Raw genomic sequence first — 18976 nt, forward strand, 5'->3', positions numbered from 1 at the left:
TTGCTGTTTAAAATTTAAATTAAAAAAAATGCTGGCTTTAAAAGCAGAAAACATATCTAAACAATACCGCCTGGGACAAGTCGGGACAGGTACTCTTTCCCATGACCTCAACAGGTTCTGGCATAAAGTAAGAGGGAAAGAAGATCCTTATCTTAAAATTGGAGAAACGAACGACAGAACTACAAAAGGAGATTCTGAGTATGTATGGTCTCTCCGTGATGTTAATTTTGAAATAGAAAAAGGTGATGCAGTAGGAATCATCGGAAGAAATGGTGCCGGGAAATCTACCTTATTAAAATTATTGAGTAAGGTAACAAAACCTACTACAGGAAAAATATATACGAATGGTAGAATTGCTTCACTGTTAGAAGTAGGTACAGGTTTTCATCCGGAAATGACAGGCAGAGAAAATGTATTTTTAAATGGGGCTATTTTGGGAATGACCCGTAAGGAAATCAAACGTAAATTTGATGAAATTGTGGCATTTTCAGGTGTTGAAAGATACATAGATACTCCTGTGAAAAGATATTCTTCAGGAATGTATGTTCGTCTGGCCTTTGCAGTTGCGGCTCATTTGGAATCTGAGATTCTGATTGTAGACGAAGTTTTAGCTGTAGGTGATGCTGAATTTCAGAAAAAGTGCCTTGGAAAAATGAATGATGTAACCAAAGGAGAAGGAAGAACAATCCTTTTTGTAAGTCATAATATGGCAGCTGTTAAGCAACTTTGTACATCAGGCATATTAATGAAAAACGGGCAGGTCGCTCATCGCGGAGATATCAATAGTGTTTTGGAAAATTATATCATCAATGAATTATCTCCTAATGTTGACTTCAGGTATATAGAAGATTTAAGCAAAAAAGCTCAGATTCAAAAAGTAAAAGTATATAATAATAAAGCTGTAGAAACTACTGAGTTTGGCCATAATGAAGATATCAACCTTGATATAAGTTTTGTCAACAGAAATGTAAATGCAGGTATCAGAGTCAACATTGCTGTTTTGGATAAGTTTGAAAATGTAATCTTCATTACGAGAAAAGTATTTGAAGGGAAAAATGAAAATAATTTCAAACTCAAGATTGAAGGAGGTAAATTAATACCCAACACTTATGTACTTTCAGTTGCTATAGATACTCCCTCGGTAGAATTGTACGATATGATAAAAGGAGGCATACAACTTAATATCATTGAAACGGGACATGAGAATTTCCTTGCCGGAGATACGGATAACGGAATTATCACTCCACCTGTAATATGGATGTAAACAATGAGCAAAAAAATATTAATTCTCTCTACAGGCGATGTAAATGGTGCATACGAAGCCATGTATAAAGTCGCTCATATTATGAAAAATATGAGTCATGAGGTTGTCATGTGCGTGAAACATAAAACAAAAAATGAAGATTTTATTAAAACGTACAGACATCAACACTCTTCACCACATCCAGGTTTACTGACAAGAGTTATCAGCAAAATAAAAAATAAAATAAATCCTGTACAGCCCCCAAAAGCACTTAGCACAGACAGAAAATACTCATTTTTCAGCAAAGATGAATTATCAGAAAATATTCATGTTGAGAGTATGCTGAACATTGTAGGCTTCATACCTGATTTTATCTTCACGGGGATGACTATTGATTTTCTCAACAGTACAGATCTTCTCAATATATATAATGCTACCAAAGCAAAAATATATAATGTTACGGTAGATATGAATCATTTCACCGGAGGATGCCATTTTTCATGGGGATGTGACGGCTATATCAAAGGATGCGATGAAAATTGTCCCGCAATTACAAAGAATGATGAAAAGATAACAGCTAAAAATAATTTTGAAAGGAAATATGAAAATGCAAAAAAAGCTAACTTTCAGATTATTGCCGGTTCAGGACTGACATTGAAACAAGCACAGGAATCAAAGATATATAAGGATCAGGAAACCATTTATAATGTCAACAGCCTTATTGACACTAAATTACTTAATGATAAAAACAAATCAATCGCAAAAAAAATATTTTCATTAGCTGATGATCACTTTTATATTTTAACGGGTGCCCAAAATATGGAAGATCCAAGGAAAGGGTTTTCCTATCTTCTAGAAGCTCTTGAAATATTAGATAAAGAATTGCCTATTGAGCAAAAAGAAAGAATAGTGCTTCTGGTTGTTTCCAATAGTGTAAATGAAGAGTTCAACAGAGTGACCTTCAAAAAACAAAAAATAGATTATATAAAAGATTACAGATTATTATCATTACTATATCAGGCTGCTGATATCTTTATCAATTCATCCATTGAAGATTCCGGACCTATGATGGTTTCCGAAGCCCTTGCCTGTGGTACGCCTGTGGTAGGCTTTGATACCGGAGTGCTCACCAATATGGTAGTAAACGATTACAATGGATATAAAGCTCCATTGAAGGACAGTGAAAAATTAGCTGAAGGAATAAGAAAGATCTTTGAATTAAATAAAGATTCTTACAAAACCTTTTCTAAAAATGCAGTCAAGCAGGTCGAAGAATTTTCGTCTTATGAGTATGCTGAAGAAATCTTTAAAAACATCCTTGAAGCATGAAAAAAGTTGCCATTTTAGGGGTAAGCTATCTCCAGCTGCCATTAGTAAAAAAAGCGAAAGAAAACAATCATGAAGTACATTGTTTTGCCTGGGATGACGGGAGAGCAGTTTGTAAAGAATATGCAGATTATTTTTATGATGTTTCTGTTCTGGAAAAAGAAACCATTCTTGCAGAATGCAGACAAATTGGTATAGATGGTATTCTGACTATCGCAACTGATATCTGCATTCCTACAATTGCCTATGTAGCCCATGAATTAAACCTTCCCGGAAACAGCATTGAATGCTCATTACTAACGACAAACAAGGCACTGATGAGAAAGTGCTTTGAAGAAAATAATATTGTATCTCCCCGATCCATTTCAGTTTCTGAATTCAATCCTGATGATTTTAAGTCATTCAATTATCCTTTGATCATAAAACCTTCTGACAGATCAGGAAGTTTGGGAGTAATAAAGGCAGATTCTCTTGAGGAATGTAAAGAAGCAGTAGAAAATGCAATACGCTATTCTTTCTCTAAAACCTGTGTAGTTGAAGAGTACATCAAAGGCAAAGAAGTAAGTGTTGAAACAATAAGTTTAAACGGCGAGCATAAGATTATAACAATCACAGATAAAATTATTACAGAAGAACCTTATTTTGTAGAACTGGCACATCATCAGCCCAGTTCATTCCCTCAGGATATTCAAAATAAAATACATGATATTACATATGCCATGCTTAAAGCTACCAAGGTTGAAAGCGGAGCTTCGCATGCAGAACTTATGATCACGGAAGATGGTAATGTCTTCCCTATAGAAATAGGAAGCCGTATGGGAGGAGATTTTATAGGTTCGGATCTTGTTCAGCTATCAACAGGATTTGATTATGTACAAGCCGTTTTGGATATTGCTTTGGGAGAATTTAAATTCCCTTCTGAAATATCACAAAAAAAATATTCGGGAGTCTATTTTTTATCAGAAAATACAAAATACCTGCTTCCTCTCTTTGCTGAAAATGCATTGGAAACATTTATCGTAAAAAAAGAAATAACAAACCCTTCATTACAGCAGGCACACTCAAGTAATGACCGTTCAGGATATTTGATATATCAGTCTGACAAAAAAATTGATTTGGCATGAAACGCATAGCTATTATTGGATCAGGTCATCTGGGACAACAAATTCTGCATCATATTCATACTGATACAGAAGATAAGGTTATTGGTTTTTTTGATGATTTTCAGGAAAAAGGAAATACCATTAAGAACCTTCCTGTTTTAGGTGGCATGAACAATATTATGACTTCTTTTGAACAAAACCTTTTTGATGAACTTATAATTGCTATCGGATATAAACATCTGACGTTTAAAAAGCAAATATTCAAACAATTTAAAAACACAATTCCATTTTATACCTTTATCCATTCCACAACCATTGTTGATTCTTCAGCAAAAATAGGAGCCGGAACCATTGTGTATCCCAATTGCATGATTGATCAGCATGTGGAAATCGGTGAAAATATACTCATCAATATTTCATGCTCCATTGCGCATGATTCGGTTATTGGCAACCATAGTTTTCTCTCTCCCTCAGTTTCAATAGCTGGTTTTGTTACTATTTCAGAATTATGCATTCTTGGAATAAACAGCACAATTATTGATAACATCAGTATTTCAGAAAATGTACAATTGGGAGGAGGAACCGTAGTAATTAAAAATTTAGATACATCAGGATTGTATGTTGGTAATCCTGCAAGATTTATAAGATAAATATGATCCCATTCAACAAACCTTTTATTATAGGAAACGAGCTAACGTACATTGAAGAAGCTGTAAAAAGTGGCAAAATTTCAGGTGACGGAATGTTCACAAAGAAGTGTCAGCATTTCTTTGAACAGAAATACAATTTTCCTAAAGTTCTGATGACAACTTCATGTACTGATGCTCTGGAGATGGCAGCCATTTTATGCAATGTAGGACCTGGTGATGAAGTAATTGTTCCCAGTTATACTTTTGTTTCTTCTGCCAACGCTTTTGCCCTTCGTGGTGCCAAAATAATTTTTGTGGATTCTTATGCCAATAATCCCAATATTGATCCGGCAGAAATAGAAAAGCATATTACAGAAAAAACTAAAGTTATTGTTCCTGTACACTATGCAGGAGTAGCTTGTGATATGGAGAAAATCATGAATCTTGCCCATAAACACAATCTATTTGTAGTAGAAGATGCTGCACAGGCTATTGATAGCTATTACACCTTCTCAGATGGCACAAGAAAAGCATTGGGATCTATAGGGCACTTTGCTGCTTTTTCTTTTCATGAAACCAAAAATATCATTGCCGGAGAAGGCGGAATGCTTGCTATTAATGATCCCCAATATTTTGACCGTGCTGAAGTAATTCGTGAAAAAGGAACCAACAGAAGTGCTTTCTTCCGTGGAGAAGTAAATAAATACGGCTGGGTAGATCTGGGTTCGTCTTTTTTGCCTTCTGAGATCATATCAGCATTTTTATATGCTCAACTGGAAAACCTGGAAATCATACAGAAAAAAAGATTAGAGATCTGGCATAATTATCGGAACGGGCTTTCTTCGTTACAGGAAAAAGGATTCATTACACTGCCGGATATCCCTGCTTCTGCAACCAATAATGCCCACATGTTTTACATCGTCTGTAAAAGCTATGAAGACAGGAGTAATCTAATTCAGCACCTGAAAGCACAGGATATCCACCCCGTTTTTCATTATCTTAGCTTGAATAAAAGTGATTTTTTCTTAGCAAATAATCCTAAAATAGATATTCCTAACTCAGACCATTTCACCGATTGTCTGCTGAGACTTCCCTTTTATTATGAACTATCTGAATCTGAACAAAATAAGATTATAGAATTGATCAACAGTTTTTATAAAAAATAATATAACTGCCCCGCCACTTCTCAATAATAAAATATGAATTTTTTAAAAAAATATATTGTTAATTTTTTGTTCGATGTTCTGAATTCGAATGCTTATAAAGCTCACCGGCAAAATAAACTGAATGCATGGGCAAAGAAAAGCTTTAAACAGTTTGGAACGAATTCTGTATTGCCAGAGGACCATTGGATAAAAAACCCTCAATATATATCAATAGGTAAAAACTTCAGTTCCCTATTTCACCTCAGGCTGGAAGCATGGGATCGTTTTCAGGGAGAACATTTTACTCCTGAAATCATAATCGGGGATGATGTCATCTGTAATTCCGACGTCCATATTGGTGCTATCAATAAGATTATTATTGGAAATAACGTACTTATGGCCAGCAGAATATACATTTCTGATCATTCCCATGGAAATATAAGCATTGAAGATCTGGAACATGTTCCTGGAATGAGGCCTCTATATTCCAAAGGCCCTGTAATTATTAAGGATAACGTATGGATTGGCGAAGGCGTATGCATCCTCCCGGGAGTTACCATTGGCGAAAATTGCATCATAGGAGCCAACTCTGTGGTGAATAAGAGTTTTCCTAAAAATTCAGTTATTGCAGGAAATCCCGCCAGATTAATAAAAACATTAGAAAACTGAAATGAAAAAAATAAAACCTCTAGCATTTTATCTCCCTCAATATCACCCCGTTCCTGAAAATGATGAATGGTGGGGAAAAGGATTTACGGAATGGACCAATGTAAGTAAGGCCAAACCATTATTTGAAGGGCATGAGCAGCCCATATATCCTGCAGATCTGGGCTATTATGATCTTCGGGTTCCCGAGGTCAGGGAGCAGCAGGCTCAGATGGCAAAAGACTATGGAGTGCATGGATTTATTTACTATCATTACTGGTTTGGCAGCGGCAAACAATTGCTGGAGCGTGTTGCCAATGATGTATTGCAGTCAGGTAAGCCTGATTTCCCTTTTTGCTTCTGCTGGGCCAATGAGACATGGTCAGGAATATGGCATGGATTGTCAGAAAAAATACTGGCCAAACAGACTTATCCGGATGAACAGGATTTAATTGCTCATTTCGAATATCTGCTGCCTTTCTTCAAAGATGAAAGATATATTAAAGTAGACAACAAGCCTCTTTTCATTATCTATGATCCGAATCATTTAAATGAAGGTGATCCTCACTATATTTCAAAATTCAGAACGCTTGCGAAGAAAAACGGATTTGACGACCTGTATGTTATGGCATCCAATAAACTCCGTGATGATTTTGATTTTAAATCCATGGGATATGACAGTAAAATCTCCAATGCCTTTCAGAAAGCATGGGTCCCTCATATTGATAAAAAAGAATATATCTCCCACTCCCAATATTATAAAAACAGGATAAAAGGACTGATCGGGATTAAGAAAAAAGAGCAGCCTAAAGTCAGAATTCAGGATGCCCGGGCCGTTGTAAATGACTTAAAGTTCGAAGAAAGTAACGTTCCTACCTATCCATGTATCCTGCCTAACTGGGACAATACTCCGAGAAGTGGCTACAGGGGAATTATATTAGCCAATAATTCCCCGGAACTGTTCGAAAAGCAGGTAGAAAAAGCCGTACAATATCTCGAAAGTAAAAAAGAGTATCCGGAACAGTTTTTAATTGTTAAATCCTGGAACGAGTGGGCTGAAGGAAACATTCTGGAACCAGACAGAAAACACGGCTTCGGATATTTGAATGCACTAAAAAAAATATTGAATAAACACAGCGGAAATGAGTAAATTCAGTGTACTTATCGCTAATTATAATAATGGTCATTATTTTGAAAAATGTTACCAGAGTTTGATTGCGCAGACTGAAACAGACTGGGAAGCGGTAATTTTAGATGACGGTTCTACTGACAATTCTCTTGAAATCATCAAAAAGATCATTGGTGGTGATCCCCGGTTTAAAATCAATCAGAATGACGAAAACAGAGGAATAGGATATACAAAAAGAAAATTAATTGCCCTTGCTGAATCCGAAGTATGCGGTTTTTTAGACCCTGATGATGCGCTGGCACCACAAGCCCTGGAAATTGTCTTAAAAACTCATTCCGAAAATCCGGAAGCGGGTTTGGTATATTCAAACTTTGTCCGTTGTGATGAGCACCTCAACCCCATATCCGTTCATAAGGCCAAACAAATTACAGAGCTGGATCAGTCTTATTTTAACTTCAATGCTGAAATCTCGCATTTTGTCACCTTCAAGAAAAAGATTTACGAAAAGACATCAGGTATTGATCCTTTTCTCAAAATTGCCGAAGATAAAGACTGGTACATGAAAATGTGCGAAATAGCCCCTGTTAAATACATTGATGAGGATTTATATTTATACAGAATCCATGACAGCGGCATTTCTACTACAAAAAATGCGGAAAAGGCATTGTTTTGGCACTGGGTAGCACTGATAAAAATGGCGGAAAGAAGAAACATCAGTGTGGAAGACCTTTTCCTCCAGAGCTATGTTCCGAAAAATAAATATGATCAGGCACTCAATAAGCTGAATCACGTGAAAAATTCAAGATGGGCAAAACTGGGAAATAGGCTTGGACTTTTTAAAATATTTAAAAAACTTTAACCCTGTTGAAATAAATTAACGTCTTAACGAGATAAGAAACACATATGATAATTGGTAATGGAATTCTGGCAAACGCCGTAAGATTGTACGATAAAGAAGATGTTATTTTTTTTGCATCAGGGGTTTCCAATTCACTGGAAAAAAATCCTGTTGAATTTGAAAGAGAAGTATCACTCCTGAAATCAGTTATTCAAGACCATCCTGATAAAAAACTGATTTATTTTTCCACCTGCAGTATTTACGATCCCAGTAAAACCGGAAGTCCTTATGTGATGCATAAACTTACCATTGAAAAGATAATCGCTGAGCATTGTTCAGACTTTATTATTTTCAGGGTAGGAAATGCTGTAGGCCGCGGAGGAAATCCCAATACGCTGATCAATTTCTTTAAAAATTCGATTCTGTCTGAAAATAAGCTGACAATCCATAGCAATGCAAGAAGAATCCTTATCGGGACAGATGATATTGCTGCATTTGTAGGAAAATATATGAAAGACTTCAATAATGAGATTGTCAATCTCGCCTACCCTTACCAATATTCGCTGCCGGAGATATTATCCCAGCTGGAATATCATCTTGCAAAAAATGCAGATTATGAAAGCATAGAGGAAGGTTCCCTATATAATATAGAGTTCAACAGCATTACTGAAGATTTTTTCAGGGGCATATCACCTGATGAATATTTAAAAAAGCTTTATACATCTTATTTATAAACCAGAATGATGATGATGCATACAATTAAACCGGCAGCTTCATCTATAACCTGAAAAAATAATTTTTGTACCTTCGAACAGAAAAATTCAGAAACCATGAGACCAGGCGGAAACAATTTATAAAGCCTGAACTTGTAATTAACTGAAGATTAAAAACACAACTAACCCATTGAATAAAAATGAAAATGAACCCCAAAATATCCGTAATTGTTCCCTGCTACAAGCAGGCCCAGTTTTTAGATGAATGCCTGCAGTCTATACTGGATCAGACTTATGAAAACTGGGAATGTATTATTGTCAATGACGGATCACCCGATAATACTGATGAAGTAGCTGATAAATGGGTAAAAAAAGACAGCCGTTTCAGATACCTTTATAAAGAGAACGGAGGTTTATCTTCAGCAAGAAATGCTGCTCTGGAAATCGTTACCGGAGATTATATACAGTTTTTGGATTCTGATGACCTCATACACAAGGAAAAGTTTGCCAAAAGTCTTTCCGGAGATAAAGAATATCCCTTAATCGTAAGCCAATATACAATTTACAGAAACCGGGAGCATCTTCCTGGCTATAAAGATATTCAGCAAAGCTTCCTTACATTTGATGGAATTGTATACGGCTGGGACCTGAGTTTTTCTATTCCTATCCATTGTGCTTTGATCAATAAAAAGCTTTTGGAAGGTTTTCTTTTTGATACGACTCTTACCAGCTGTGAAGACTGGGTTATGTGGATTTATATCACCAAAGATAACCCTGATGCCCTTTTGATCAATGAAGCTCTTGCCCATTACCGAAAAGATGTCAACGACAATATGTCTGCTGATCCGCTCAAAATCATGAAGCAGCGCCTTAAAATTTTACCCACATTAAAGAAGCTTTACGGTGAAGAGGTACATGACAAGCTTGCCTATCATATCATAGAAGTTCGTACAACCCAACTGATACAACAGAGACGCGAATTTCAAAAAATGATTCCTCTGGCCGTTGTGGCAAGATATCTCTCCTTTAAAAAGCTTTATTATAAACTTTTCAGGAAGAAAGTAGACGGCTAGCTTCCACAGCTGTATTTCCATAAAACCACACAAATGAATCTGGTAATGCCAGGCAGATATTGAGCAGAAACCCAAATAACATGCTATAACTTTTAATAAATTTATTTAGATGAGTCAGTTTATACACGTAATCATGACAAGATTCAATGTTCCGACAAAAGGATGGAACGAAACGCGTTCAGGATTTAAACCCCTTACAGAAGAATGGCTGGATGATCGGTTTAAGCTATTCAGCACATACGTGCTTCCTTCCTATAAAAATCAGACCAACCAAAACTATGTCTGGCTTACTTTTTTTGATACCAATACATCTGATAAGTTTAGAAAAATCATCAAAGAAATTGAAGCAGAATATCCTGTCTTCAGAGCCGTATTCGTAGAGGATTTTGATGAAATGAAAACCAAAGCGGTGGAAGTAATTCCCCAATACTTCACTTCTGACACTAAATTTGTCATTACCAGTGAGCTGGATAATGATGATATGCTTCATCAGGACTATATAAAAACCGTACAGGAACTCTTCAAGCCGGTTCATGACCTTGTCATAGATCTGAGAAGAGGATACCAGCTTACTATGCTGCCTGATCGAAAAGCAGTGGTGAATGTTTATAATGATGTGGTAAATCCTTTTGTAAGTTTAGCCGAAAGTGTGGATAACTTCAAAACGATGTTAAAAGAAAGAGCACACAACAGTTACCGTCATTACCCGAATTTTTCTGTTGAAAACAGCAGGGAGATGTATATTCAGATCATCCATCAATATAATCTGATGAATGTTACCTTTAAGCATAAAGCAGTTTATGACGTTGATTTCTCTGAATATGGGATGACAGAAAATACCAGGTTTACCATTGACCGCTTCAGAACCCTTCAGCATAATATTGCCAGGGTACCTTTCGTAATGGGACTTATTCTGAAGAAAATTTTTAAAAGATAAGGCTCTCCATCTGTCATGAAGCTTAATAACCTCCAGATATTAAGAAGAATTTCGGCATTGCTGGTGTGTTGTTTTCATTTTCGTGAAACAATCAACCTGCCAGGCCTGAATCTTGGCGATATACTTTTTAAAAAAGGGAGTATCGGTGTACCTGTTTTCTTTATTATCAGTGGATTTATTATGGCTTTTACCACTCAGAAGCTCAGTTTCAGTAAAGATTCATTTCAGCAGATCACTCTCTTTTATAAAAGAAGAATCATCAGAATTGTTCCGTTGTATTATCTTCTCACATTGGCTGCGATGATACCCGGAGGTGGTTTCCTGCTATATTTTTACGGGCCGGGCCTTCATGAGCTTATCCATTCTTTATTATTTCTTCCGACACGGAAAGAATTCCCTGTACTTTTTCTGGGCTGGTCATTAAATTTTGAAATGTTCTTTTATCTTATATTCGGGATCTCATTACTGTTTAAAGAAAAAAGATATTACTTCATCACAGCCTTTTTTATCCTGACAACTATTTTAGGATATTTTATCCATTTTGAAAATCCTTATCTCAGGATGGTAACCCATTCCCTGAATCTCTATTTTGTAACAGGGATTCTTTTTTCACTTTTACTGAACAGATTTACCGTTTCAAGAACCTGGGCAGGAATTATTGCTGTGGCAGGAATCACATCATTCATACTTGTTTTGCTTAGTATCATCCCGATAGACAATGACTGGGTAAAGCTGACCATTATATCCCTGTTCGTCTTTTCTTTTTTAACTTTTGATTACACATTCCGTTGGAAAGGAAACAGATTTTTAGTCTTTCTGGGTGATATTTCCTATTCATTATATTTGTCTCATCCTTTTGTGGAAATAGTATTCAAGAGGTTTAAAGTTGAAGGTTATCTCAATATTCCTTTTTTCCTTTTAAAAATTATTATGGCTGTTACAGCAGCTTCGTTCCTGTATTATTTTGTAGAAAAAAAGGTAACCCATTATTTAAAAATAAAATTAAAAGCATAATTGATCAAAATGAAAATTTCAGTAATCATCCCCGTCTACAACGCTGAGAAATATGTTGCCCAGGCTGTAAAGTCTGCTCTTCAGTTTGAAGATGTATATGAAGTAGTACTGGTAGAGGACAAGTCTCCGGACAACGCTTTGCAGGTATGCCAGGAGCTTGCTGCACAATATGACAGGGTAAAGCTTTACCAGCATCCTGATAAAGGAAACCATGGGGCAGGCGCAACCAGAAATTTAGGAATTGAAAAATCAGAAGGAGATTTTATTGCATTCCTTGATGCCGATGATTACTATCTTCCGAACCGTTTTGATGCAGAAAAAGAATTGTTTACCAACAAAGATGTGGATGGAGTGTATGGTGCCATAGGCGTCCATTATTATTCTGAAAAGGCAAAAGAACAGTATTATAAAGTTTTCGGAGACCGCCTTACTACGGTTTATAAAAAATATCCTCCCAAAGATGTATTTCCGGGACAGCTTAATATGATAGGAACTTTTGGACTTTTCAGTATTGATGCCCTCACGATCCGTAAAAGTTCTCTACAAAATATGGAGTATTTCTTCAAAACCCATTTAAAGCTTCATCAGGACACAGAATTTTTATTCAGGCTTTCTTACTATCTGGATTTATATCCGGGAATCCTGGACAAAGCAGTAGCTGTAAGAGGGGTTCATGAGAATAACAGAATTACCAAAGTAGATTCCGGACAAATAAAGCCGGCTTCTACAAGGGTTGTATTATGGAAAGAAGTCAATACCTGGGCAGAGAATGAAAATACAATTCCCGAAGATATTAAGCTCCACATCAAACGGGTATACAGAAGTTTTCAGATTGCCAATGCTCCCCTTCTGAAAAAATGGGGAATGATCACAAAGTATCTGCTAACGGATTATAAAAGCATCCGATCCGGTCTTTACAATATTAATTTCAGAAATGATCTGTTTTAAACTAAGAAATTAGTTTAATAATTTAATGTTTTGCAAAATGGATCTTTCTTAAAAGATTCCGCATCGGCTTTTCAATACACTGGTAGAAAACTGCAGAACTCAACAGCATCACAACAATGTAAATCACAAATACCATATCGATACCGAATGTATATTGCTGAGACTTTAGAAACTCCCTTACAAGATAAAGAACAGGAATATGCGTAATGTATATGCCATAGCTTATTTCTCCCAGATACTCCAGTGGCTTCAATGAAAACAATCTGCTAACCCGGCCGTTATTGGCAGAAATCAGGATGATGGCAGGAACAAAAAGTAAGGCCATCAGACCATTATGGTAGAAAAGCGGCACAAACATCAGAGATATGAGGATCAGTAAAAAAACTGCAATAACCTGACGGTCGTAATTTTTTTGTCTGTAATTTTTTACGAAAAATATCCCCGCAAGGTTTCCGATCAGAAATTCATTAAGATGCCAGAAAGGGAAATAGTAAAGGAACTCATGGCTTTTTGTATGAGGCCCTTCATACGCCCCATACACGGGGTAAAGATTAGAAAACACCTGGGTAACCAGCCAGAGAACAATGGCAAACACCCAGATCATTTTATTCTTCCTGGCATAAAAATAATTATATAAAAGCGGAAAAAGCAGATAGAAGAAAAACTCTACGGAGATAGACCATCCCGGGAAATTCAGGATCATGGCTTCTCCGGGTATCCAGCTCTGAATGCCCAATCCATATAAAACCAGTTTATACCAGTCGAACATCTCATACCGCGTCATAAAATACAGCAAAAGCCCAAGCATATAAAGCGGATAAATCCGGGCAAACCTGTTTTTATAAAATTCCAGATAATCAATTTTGTCTTTCTTATGGTATGCTATAATCATAATAAAACCTGAAAGGATAAAAAAATAGCTGACCCCTACATTAGCCCTCAGAAAAAGATTGGAAATGTAGTCTATCTTATATAAAAACAGATCTTTATTAAAATGGGAAACAACGATTGCCATGGCGGCAACAAACCGGGTAAATGTAATCTGACTTATCTTCACAGAAAAACAAAATGCTTTACTTTATCAAAAGATACTCCTTTCAAAGCGGCAGGCTGTTTATCTGATATAAAGTATTAATTTTAAGGCACAAAAATAAGATTTATTCTTATAATTATGTAAAACAAATTATATTTGTAGGCTACAAATGTGAAAATAAATTCAGGTATGCTATATGAAATTTTAGCAAAAATTCAACGGAAAAGTCAGATTTCTCGTCTCAGAAAACACCCTAATGTTTCTTTTAAGGGGATAAAGCTTGGGACCAGCAATCATTTTGTTCTGCACGGAAATTTAAAGAAAATGACCATCGGGGATTCCGTGAGTTTCAGAAATTATGTACACGTTCTGGTACAGCAAAATGCGACTTTAGAAATCGGGAATCATTTTTTCATGAATAATTTCTGTTCCATCAATTGTCTTGACAGCATTTCAATAGGTGACAACACGCTGTTTGGGGAAAATGTTAAGCTTTACGACCACAATCATGCTTATCAGACACATCCGGAATTTAAGCTGTTTTCTTCTGAGTTCACCACCGCTCCCATCAAAATTGGAAGTAACTGCTGGCTCGGAAGTAACGTAACCGTTTTAAAAGGGGTTACCATAGGAGATAACTGTATTATCGGAGCAGGATGTACCATTTACAAAGACATTCCGCCTAACACTACTGTAATCAATCGTCAGGATTTAATATTTAAGGAACAATAATGAAGTTTTCGATCCTTATCGCACACTATAACAATGCTCTTTTTTTCAAAGACTGTTTTGAAAGCATTCTTCAGCAAACCTATACAGACTGGGAAGCCATAATTTTAGATGATGCTTCTGTTGAAAATGAAAAGAAAATAATACAGGAAATGATTTCAAATGACAAAAGATTTAAATTTTTTGAAAATGAAAAGAATTCCGGTGTAGGAGTCACAAAAAGTAAGCTGATTGAACTGGCAGAAGGAGACATCTGTGGATTTCTGGATCCTGATGATGCCATTACCCCTACAGCCATTCAAAAGTGTATGGAGGTATTCCAGGCTAAAAAAGATATAGTTCTTACCTACTCAAGATTTATGACCTGTGATCAGAACCTGAAACCGATTGCACCATTCAGATCTGCCATGCAGGTGCCGAATGGTGATCCTTATTTTTTCAATTTCCCGATTCAGATTGCCCATTTTGTGACTTTCAGAAAAGCAGTTTATGAACAGACTGAAAAAATGAATCCCAATTTAAAAATAGGGGAAGATCAGGATTTATACCTTAAAATGTATGAAAAAGGGAAAGTTCAGTTTATTGATGAAACCAACTATTTTTATAGAACACATCAGGGCGGAATCTCTCAGAATGACAATAAAAAGAAATCCCACGACTATTTTGCCCAGGTGATTTTCAATACCATGAAGCGCAGAGGACTTATCACCATTAATGGAGAAAAAGTTCCGGAACAATATACAAATGCAGATGAAATATTCGGACTGCTGCAATACCAGCACCAGCTCCCTTTCCGTATCAAGAAAAAAATAAAAATTACTTTACAATCAATCTTCAGATAATGTTAGAAAAAAAAATAAAAATTCTGTTCAGGCATCGTTCCATGGAAATGGGAGGCGTAGAAAAAGTATTACTGGCTCTTCTCAATAACCTTGATCCTGACAAATTTGAAATGACGGTATGCCTGACCCTTAATCAGGGGAAATTGCGTGATGAACTTCCGAAACATATCAGAAAATTATATCTTACCGATGGGAAAGAAGATTTTTCCGACAACTCTATTTTACAGAAGCTCCAGCTTGTTAAAAGAAGACTGAAGCTGAGAAAGCTGAAAAATAACCCAGCCATTGCCGACCGCCTCATCAATGATACTTTTGATATAGAAATCGGTATGGATTACAGGGATTACGATGCCATTCTTAATTCTACCAATAAAAAATCAAAAAAAATAGGATGGTTTCATTCTGAAATTAATGTTCCAAAATTCCAGCCGCTGGTCCCCGATATTTTAAAGAGCTTTCCTCAGTTTGATCATATGGTATATTGTTCTCACAAGATAAAAGATATGATGCACCAGCACTATCCGGATCTCAATTATCCGGCAGAAAGTGTAATTATCAATCCTATTCCTATTGAAGAGATCAAGCGGAAAGCGGAAGAAAAACTGGAAAATTTTCCTGAAGGGCCTGTCTTTGCATCTATCGGAAGGCTTCATTCAAGAAAAGGCTACCATAAACTTATTGAAGCTCATACAAGGCTTATTAACGAAGGTTTCCATCACAGTATTATTGTCATTGGTGATGGTGACGAAATGAAGAATCTCAGAGCTCAGACAGCAAAAAACAATGTTGAAAAAACATTTATTTTAGCAGGGAATCAGATGAACCCATACCCTTACATCAAAAAGGCGGACTATTTTATCCTTCCTTCAGAATCTGAAGCCTGGCCATTGGTAATTGCCGAAGCATTAATCCTTCAAAAACCGATTATTGCGACAGAAGTAGGAGATGTAGGTCTTATGATCAAAGACCGGGAAACGGGATACCTCATCAATTATGAGATCGATGAAATGTATTCGGCAATGAAAAAATTCCTTACGGATCCCGGCCTTGTTCTTCAAATCAGGGAGAATCTGAAAACTATTGAAAGCCAGTTTGACAATAAGAAAATATTTGATAGCGTAGAAAATATGATAGAAACGCTGTACAGAAAATAGACTACTCTACTGTGCGGAATATCCTCCGTCTATCACGAGATTGGTTCCTGTGACCCATCTTGAGGCATCAGACAGCAGAAAAATACAGGCATTCGCTATATCTTTAGGTTCACCTATTCCCAGCGGATGCTTTTTTATGATCTCTGATGAAGCTTCTTCACCAATATCTTCAAACATTTTTTCTAAAATCGGAGTGTTTACCATTGCAGGGCTTATGCTGTTTACACGGATATTACTTCTTGAAAGCTCCATGGCCAATGAACGGGCCCCGGCAATTACAGCTCCTTTACTCGCAGAATATGCAGCTTTCCCTGCCTCTCCTACCATTCCTGCAACCGAAGAGATAAATACAAAACTGGAGGTTTCATCTTTATATTTTTTTAAAGATAAAATTTTAGCAATTTCGAGTCCTGCAATGACATTTACAGCAAATATGTCCTGATACAGTTGAGAATGGTGTTTTTTTAGCGGTAATGTTTTTTCGATACCGGCACAGTGTATAAATCCTGATATCTTACCCAAAGCCGAAACTTTATCAGCAATGATTGTTTCAAGGTTTTCAGACCGGGTAATATCTTCGGTAATCGTTTCCACTTTTGTTTCAGGATCCAGCATGGAGACGGTTTTCATCAGTTCTTCATAGTTTCTTCCTACAAGAATCAGATCAGCACCACTTTTGCTGCATTCTACAGAACAGCTTCTCCCGATTCCGGAAGAAGCGCCTGTAATGAGAATAATTTTATTTTTTAATGAGAAAGCATCCATTAATCTTCAAAATTTTCTTTCCCTATAACATTCATTAAATCTGATACGGTTTCGATATCTTTAAAGTGCTTGGTATCAATTTTCTTGCTGAAATTTTCGTCTACAAACGCAATAACAGAAAGCAAGCTGATAGAATCATAGCTTTCCAGAGATTTCAGATTCGTTTCAGTAGTTAATGTTTCATCTTCTTCTAATTCCTCTTGTAGTTTTTCTAAAAAAACGGATGTTTTCATATTTTATAATTTTAAATGTTTGTTTTTAAATTTCCATAATGGTAGCCCCCCATGAGTACCCTACTCCGAACCCTGCCATTAAAACCTTATCTCCTTCTTTCAGCATTCCTTTTTCCATCATATTTTTAAGAGCAATAGGAATGGTTGCAGAAACTGTATTCCCAGTTTTTTCCATATCAATATAGAACTTTTCCGCGGGAATTTTCGTTTTCTTTCTTAAATAATTCAGCATAAAAGAATTAGCCTGATGAAAAACAAAATGGTCAATATCATCCATGGTCATTCCGTTCACCTCCAGCGTTTCTTTTACCAGTCCGGGAATATTCTCAATCGTGAAATTAAAAATTTCCGGACCGTTCATATAAATATTTTCCGGACTGAATTCATGTTCAGGATTCAGTTCAAAATCTTTTTTGAAAGCCCCTTTCTTCACAATAAGATTTTCTGCACCGCTTCCGTCTGTTCCCAGACAGAATTGATAATCATTACCTTCAGCCTTTTCGATAATGGCAGATGCAGAGGCATCCCCGAATATGCTTCGGTTTCCTTTATCATCGGGATGAATATGTTTGGTATACGTTTCTGAAGTAACCAAAAGAATACTCTTTGCAATTCCTGCAGAGATCAATCCTTTTGCAAAAGCCAGTCCGTACACAAATCCCGAGCATCCCAGGTTAAAATCTATGGCTCCGATATTTTTTCTAAGCCCTAGTCTGTCCTGCAAAATACAGGCCGTTGTAGGCAGGAAATATTCAGGACTCTGGGTACAGAACAAAATAAAATCTACTTTGTTCCTGTCATAGCTTTCGAAAATTTTTTCTGAAGATTGTACGGCCATATCCAGTACGGTTTCATTATCAGAAGAGATGTGGCGCTGGGAAATGCCTACTTTCTCCTGGATACGTTCTGAGCTCCATTCGGGGAACTGTTTTTCAAGATCATCGTTAGTTAACACCTGCTGAGGCAGATAATATTCTATTTTTGAAATTTTCATCATATTAATAAATTCTCTTTCTTTGCAAAAGTAACGAAAACAAATTTACACTTGTGATGATTTTTATATTCAGAATCTTGTTAAAAATAGACGCTCTCTATCATACTTTTTTGAACAGAGCCAGTCTTGAAGTGGCAAAATACAGAGGGATGAAAGTAGGTAAAAACTTCAACATGCCTGATAAAGTGTATTTCGGAACAGAACCTTACCTTATCGAAATTGGTGATAATGTGAATATTGCCGGGGATGTAAGGTTTGTAAATCACGGGGGAACCACTACTCTTCTGAGAAGGCTTCCCGGATATGAAGATGCCAGAATCCTCGGAAGAATAAAAATCGGAAATAACTGTACCATTGGCCTCAATTGTGTGATCATGCAGGATGTACAGATTGGAAACAACTGTATTCTGGGAGCTAATTCTGTGTTATCGCAGTCTATGCCTGACAATACGGTCTTTATCGGAAACCCTGCACAGTTTCTCT

21 protein-coding genes are annotated in these 18976 nt (G+C 36.4%); 17 read left to right on the forward strand and 4 right to left on the reverse strand.

Annotated features, from left to right (window positions below):
- Positions 1–28: 28 nt before the first annotated feature.
- The 13 genes from ACE3RB_RS07425 to ACE3RB_RS07485 all read left to right on the forward strand — a co-directional run bounded on the left by ACE3RB_RS07425 (position 29) and on the right by ACE3RB_RS07485 (position 12743).
- Positions 29–1264 (forward strand): polysaccharide ABC transporter ATP-binding protein, encoded by a 1236-nt coding sequence (locus ACE3RB_RS07425; protein ID WP_374463643.1) that lies wholly within the window; start codon positions 29–31, stop codon positions 1262–1264.
- Positions 1265–1267: 3 nt separating this feature from the next.
- On the forward strand, positions 1268–2572 hold the full coding sequence (locus ACE3RB_RS07430) for a glycosyltransferase (protein WP_374463644.1): 1305 nt from the start codon (positions 1268–1270) through the stop codon (positions 2570–2572).
- Positions 2569–3693, forward strand: a complete 1125-nt coding sequence (locus ACE3RB_RS07435; RefSeq protein ID WP_374463645.1) for an acetyl-CoA carboxylase biotin carboxylase subunit family protein — start codon at positions 2569–2571, stop codon at positions 3691–3693. Before ACE3RB_RS07430 ends, ACE3RB_RS07435 begins: the two co-directional genes overlap by 4 nt.
- The gene (locus tag ACE3RB_RS07440) at positions 3690–4322 is read left to right on the forward strand and encodes an acetyltransferase (RefSeq protein WP_374463646.1); all 633 of its coding nucleotides are present in this window, start codon (positions 3690–3692) and stop codon (positions 4320–4322) included. The genes ACE3RB_RS07435 and ACE3RB_RS07440 overlap by 4 nt, the downstream gene beginning before the upstream one ends.
- A 2-nt stretch (positions 4323–4324) precedes the next feature.
- Entirely contained in the window at positions 4325–5467 is a 1143-nt protein-coding gene (gene rffA, locus ACE3RB_RS07445) for a dTDP-4-amino-4,6-dideoxygalactose transaminase (protein ID WP_374463647.1), read from the forward strand.
- Positions 5468–5500: 33 nt separating this feature from the next.
- Positions 5501–6115, forward strand: coding sequence for a DapH/DapD/GlmU-related protein (locus ACE3RB_RS07450; protein ID WP_374463648.1), 615 nt, complete (start codon positions 5501–5503; stop codon positions 6113–6115).
- A gap of 1 nt (position 6116) precedes the next feature.
- On the forward strand, positions 6117–7241 hold the full coding sequence (locus ACE3RB_RS07455; RefSeq protein ID WP_374463649.1) for a glycoside hydrolase family 99-like domain-containing protein: 1125 nt from the start codon (positions 6117–6119) through the stop codon (positions 7239–7241).
- Positions 7234–8079, forward strand: a complete 846-nt coding sequence (locus ACE3RB_RS07460) for a glycosyltransferase family 2 protein (protein WP_374463650.1) — start codon at positions 7234–7236, stop codon at positions 8077–8079. Before ACE3RB_RS07455 ends, ACE3RB_RS07460 begins: the two co-directional genes overlap by 8 nt.
- A 44-nt stretch (positions 8080–8123) precedes the next feature.
- Entirely contained in the window at positions 8124–8792 is a 669-nt protein-coding gene (locus ACE3RB_RS07465) for an NAD-dependent epimerase/dehydratase family protein (RefSeq protein WP_374463651.1), read from the forward strand.
- A gap of 185 nt (positions 8793–8977) precedes the next feature.
- A complete protein-coding gene (locus ACE3RB_RS07470; protein WP_374463652.1) occupies positions 8978–9844 on the forward strand; it encodes a glycosyltransferase family 2 protein in 867 nt (288 codons plus the stop codon).
- 109 nt (positions 9845–9953) lie between these two features.
- Positions 9954–10781, forward strand: a complete 828-nt coding sequence (locus ACE3RB_RS07475) for a glycosyltransferase (RefSeq protein ID WP_374463653.1) — start codon at positions 9954–9956, stop codon at positions 10779–10781.
- A 15-nt stretch (positions 10782–10796) separates the two neighbouring features.
- Positions 10797–11795, forward strand: coding sequence for an acyltransferase family protein (locus ACE3RB_RS07480; RefSeq protein ID WP_374463654.1), 999 nt, complete (start codon positions 10797–10799; stop codon positions 11793–11795).
- A gap of 9 nt (positions 11796–11804) precedes the next feature.
- On the forward strand, positions 11805–12743 hold the full coding sequence (locus tag ACE3RB_RS07485; RefSeq protein ID WP_374463655.1) for a glycosyltransferase family 2 protein: 939 nt from the start codon (positions 11805–11807) through the stop codon (positions 12741–12743).
- A gap of 22 nt (positions 12744–12765) precedes the next feature.
- Here ACE3RB_RS07485 and ACE3RB_RS07490 read toward each other — a convergent pair whose 3' ends face one another.
- Positions 12766–13800, reverse strand: a complete 1035-nt coding sequence (locus tag ACE3RB_RS07490; protein ID WP_374463656.1) for an acyltransferase family protein — start codon at positions 13798–13800, stop codon at positions 12766–12768.
- Between the two features lie 165 nt (positions 13801–13965).
- Between ACE3RB_RS07490 and ACE3RB_RS07495 the strand changes: the two genes are divergently transcribed.
- Genes ACE3RB_RS07495 through ACE3RB_RS07505 form a run of 3 tightly spaced genes read left to right on the forward strand, consistent with a single transcriptional unit; the run spans position 13966 to position 16501 of the window.
- Entirely contained in the window at positions 13966–14508 is a 543-nt protein-coding gene (locus ACE3RB_RS07495) for an acyltransferase (protein WP_374463657.1), read from the forward strand.
- Positions 14508–15347, forward strand: a complete 840-nt coding sequence (locus ACE3RB_RS07500; protein WP_374463658.1) for a glycosyltransferase family 2 protein — start codon at positions 14508–14510, stop codon at positions 15345–15347. The genes ACE3RB_RS07495 and ACE3RB_RS07500 overlap by 1 nt, the downstream gene beginning before the upstream one ends.
- A complete protein-coding gene (locus ACE3RB_RS07505) occupies positions 15347–16501 on the forward strand; it encodes a glycosyltransferase (RefSeq protein ID WP_374463659.1) in 1155 nt (384 codons plus the stop codon). The genes ACE3RB_RS07500 and ACE3RB_RS07505 overlap by 1 nt, the downstream gene beginning before the upstream one ends.
- 6 nt (positions 16502–16507) lie before the next feature.
- On the opposite strand, the gene ACE3RB_RS07510 is transcribed toward ACE3RB_RS07505, so the two are convergent.
- Genes ACE3RB_RS07510 through ACE3RB_RS07520 form a run of 3 tightly spaced genes read right to left on the reverse strand, consistent with a single transcriptional unit; the run spans position 16508 to position 18496 of the window.
- Positions 16508–17266 (reverse strand): SDR family NAD(P)-dependent oxidoreductase, encoded by a 759-nt coding sequence (locus ACE3RB_RS07510; RefSeq protein ID WP_374463660.1) that lies wholly within the window; start codon positions 17264–17266, stop codon positions 16508–16510.
- Entirely contained in the window at positions 17266–17499 is a 234-nt protein-coding gene (locus ACE3RB_RS07515; RefSeq protein ID WP_047380387.1) for a phosphopantetheine-binding protein, read from the reverse strand. The genes ACE3RB_RS07510 and ACE3RB_RS07515 overlap by 1 nt, the downstream gene beginning before the upstream one ends.
- Positions 17500–17524: 25 nt before the next feature.
- Positions 17525–18496 carry a 3-oxoacyl-ACP synthase III family protein gene (locus ACE3RB_RS07520; protein ID WP_374463661.1) on the reverse strand — a complete coding sequence of 324 codons (972 nt, stop codon included), beginning with the start codon at positions 18494–18496 and terminating at the stop codon, positions 17525–17527.
- A 53-nt stretch (positions 18497–18549) separates the two neighbouring features.
- On the opposite strand from ACE3RB_RS07520, the gene ACE3RB_RS07525 reads away from it, so the two are divergent.
- A partial coding sequence (locus ACE3RB_RS07525; RefSeq protein ID WP_374463662.1) for an acyltransferase occupies positions 18550–18976 on the forward strand: 427 nt, incomplete at its 3' end.

Source organism: Chryseobacterium sp. (assembly GCF_041914225.1).
Taxonomy (GTDB): Bacteria; Bacteroidota; Bacteroidia; order Flavobacteriales; family Weeksellaceae; genus Chryseobacterium.

Excerpts from the sequence above, each read along its gene's own strand:
- ACE3RB_RS07425 (WP_374463643.1), top strand. The coding sequence starts at position 29 with ATGCTGGCTTTAAAAGCAGAAAACATATCTAAACAATACCGCCTGGGA.
- ACE3RB_RS07430 (WP_374463644.1), top strand. The coding sequence starts at position 1,268 with ATGAGCAAAAAAATATTAATTCTCTCTACAGGCGATGTAAATGGTGCA.
- ACE3RB_RS07435 (WP_374463645.1), top strand. The coding sequence starts at position 2,569 with ATGAAAAAAGTTGCCATTTTAGGGGTAAGCTATCTCCAGCTGCCATTA.
- ACE3RB_RS07440 (WP_374463646.1), top strand. The coding sequence starts at position 3,690 with ATGAAACGCATAGCTATTATTGGATCAGGTCATCTGGGACAACAAATT.
- rffA (WP_374463647.1), top strand. The coding sequence starts at position 4,325 with ATGATCCCATTCAACAAACCTTTTATTATAGGAAACGAGCTAACGTAC.
- ACE3RB_RS07450 (WP_374463648.1), top strand. The coding sequence starts at position 5,501 with ATGAATTTTTTAAAAAAATATATTGTTAATTTTTTGTTCGATGTTCTG.
- ACE3RB_RS07455 (WP_374463649.1), top strand. The coding sequence starts at position 6,117 with ATGAAAAAAATAAAACCTCTAGCATTTTATCTCCCTCAATATCACCCC.
- ACE3RB_RS07460 (WP_374463650.1), top strand. The coding sequence starts at position 7,234 with ATGAGTAAATTCAGTGTACTTATCGCTAATTATAATAATGGTCATTAT.
- ACE3RB_RS07465 (WP_374463651.1), top strand. The coding sequence starts at position 8,124 with ATGATAATTGGTAATGGAATTCTGGCAAACGCCGTAAGATTGTACGAT.
- ACE3RB_RS07470 (WP_374463652.1), top strand. The coding sequence starts at position 8,978 with ATGAACCCCAAAATATCCGTAATTGTTCCCTGCTACAAGCAGGCCCAG.
- ACE3RB_RS07475 (WP_374463653.1), top strand. The coding sequence starts at position 9,954 with ATGAGTCAGTTTATACACGTAATCATGACAAGATTCAATGTTCCGACA.
- ACE3RB_RS07480 (WP_374463654.1), top strand. The coding sequence starts at position 10,797 with ATGAAGCTTAATAACCTCCAGATATTAAGAAGAATTTCGGCATTGCTG.
- ACE3RB_RS07485 (WP_374463655.1), top strand. The coding sequence starts at position 11,805 with ATGAAAATTTCAGTAATCATCCCCGTCTACAACGCTGAGAAATATGTT.
- ACE3RB_RS07495 (WP_374463657.1), top strand. The coding sequence starts at position 13,966 with ATGCTATATGAAATTTTAGCAAAAATTCAACGGAAAAGTCAGATTTCT.
- ACE3RB_RS07500 (WP_374463658.1), top strand. The coding sequence starts at position 14,508 with ATGAAGTTTTCGATCCTTATCGCACACTATAACAATGCTCTTTTTTTC.
- ACE3RB_RS07505 (WP_374463659.1), top strand. The coding sequence starts at position 15,347 with ATGTTAGAAAAAAAAATAAAAATTCTGTTCAGGCATCGTTCCATGGAA.
- ACE3RB_RS07510 (WP_374463660.1), bottom strand. The coding sequence starts at position 17,266 with ATGGATGCTTTCTCATTAAAAAATAAAATTATTCTCATTACAGGCGCT.
- ACE3RB_RS07515 (WP_047380387.1), bottom strand. The coding sequence starts at position 17,499 with ATGAAAACATCCGTTTTTTTAGAAAAACTACAAGAGGAATTAGAAGAA.
- ACE3RB_RS07520 (WP_374463661.1), bottom strand. The coding sequence starts at position 18,496 with ATGATGAAAATTTCAAAAATAGAATATTATCTGCCTCAGCAGGTGTTA.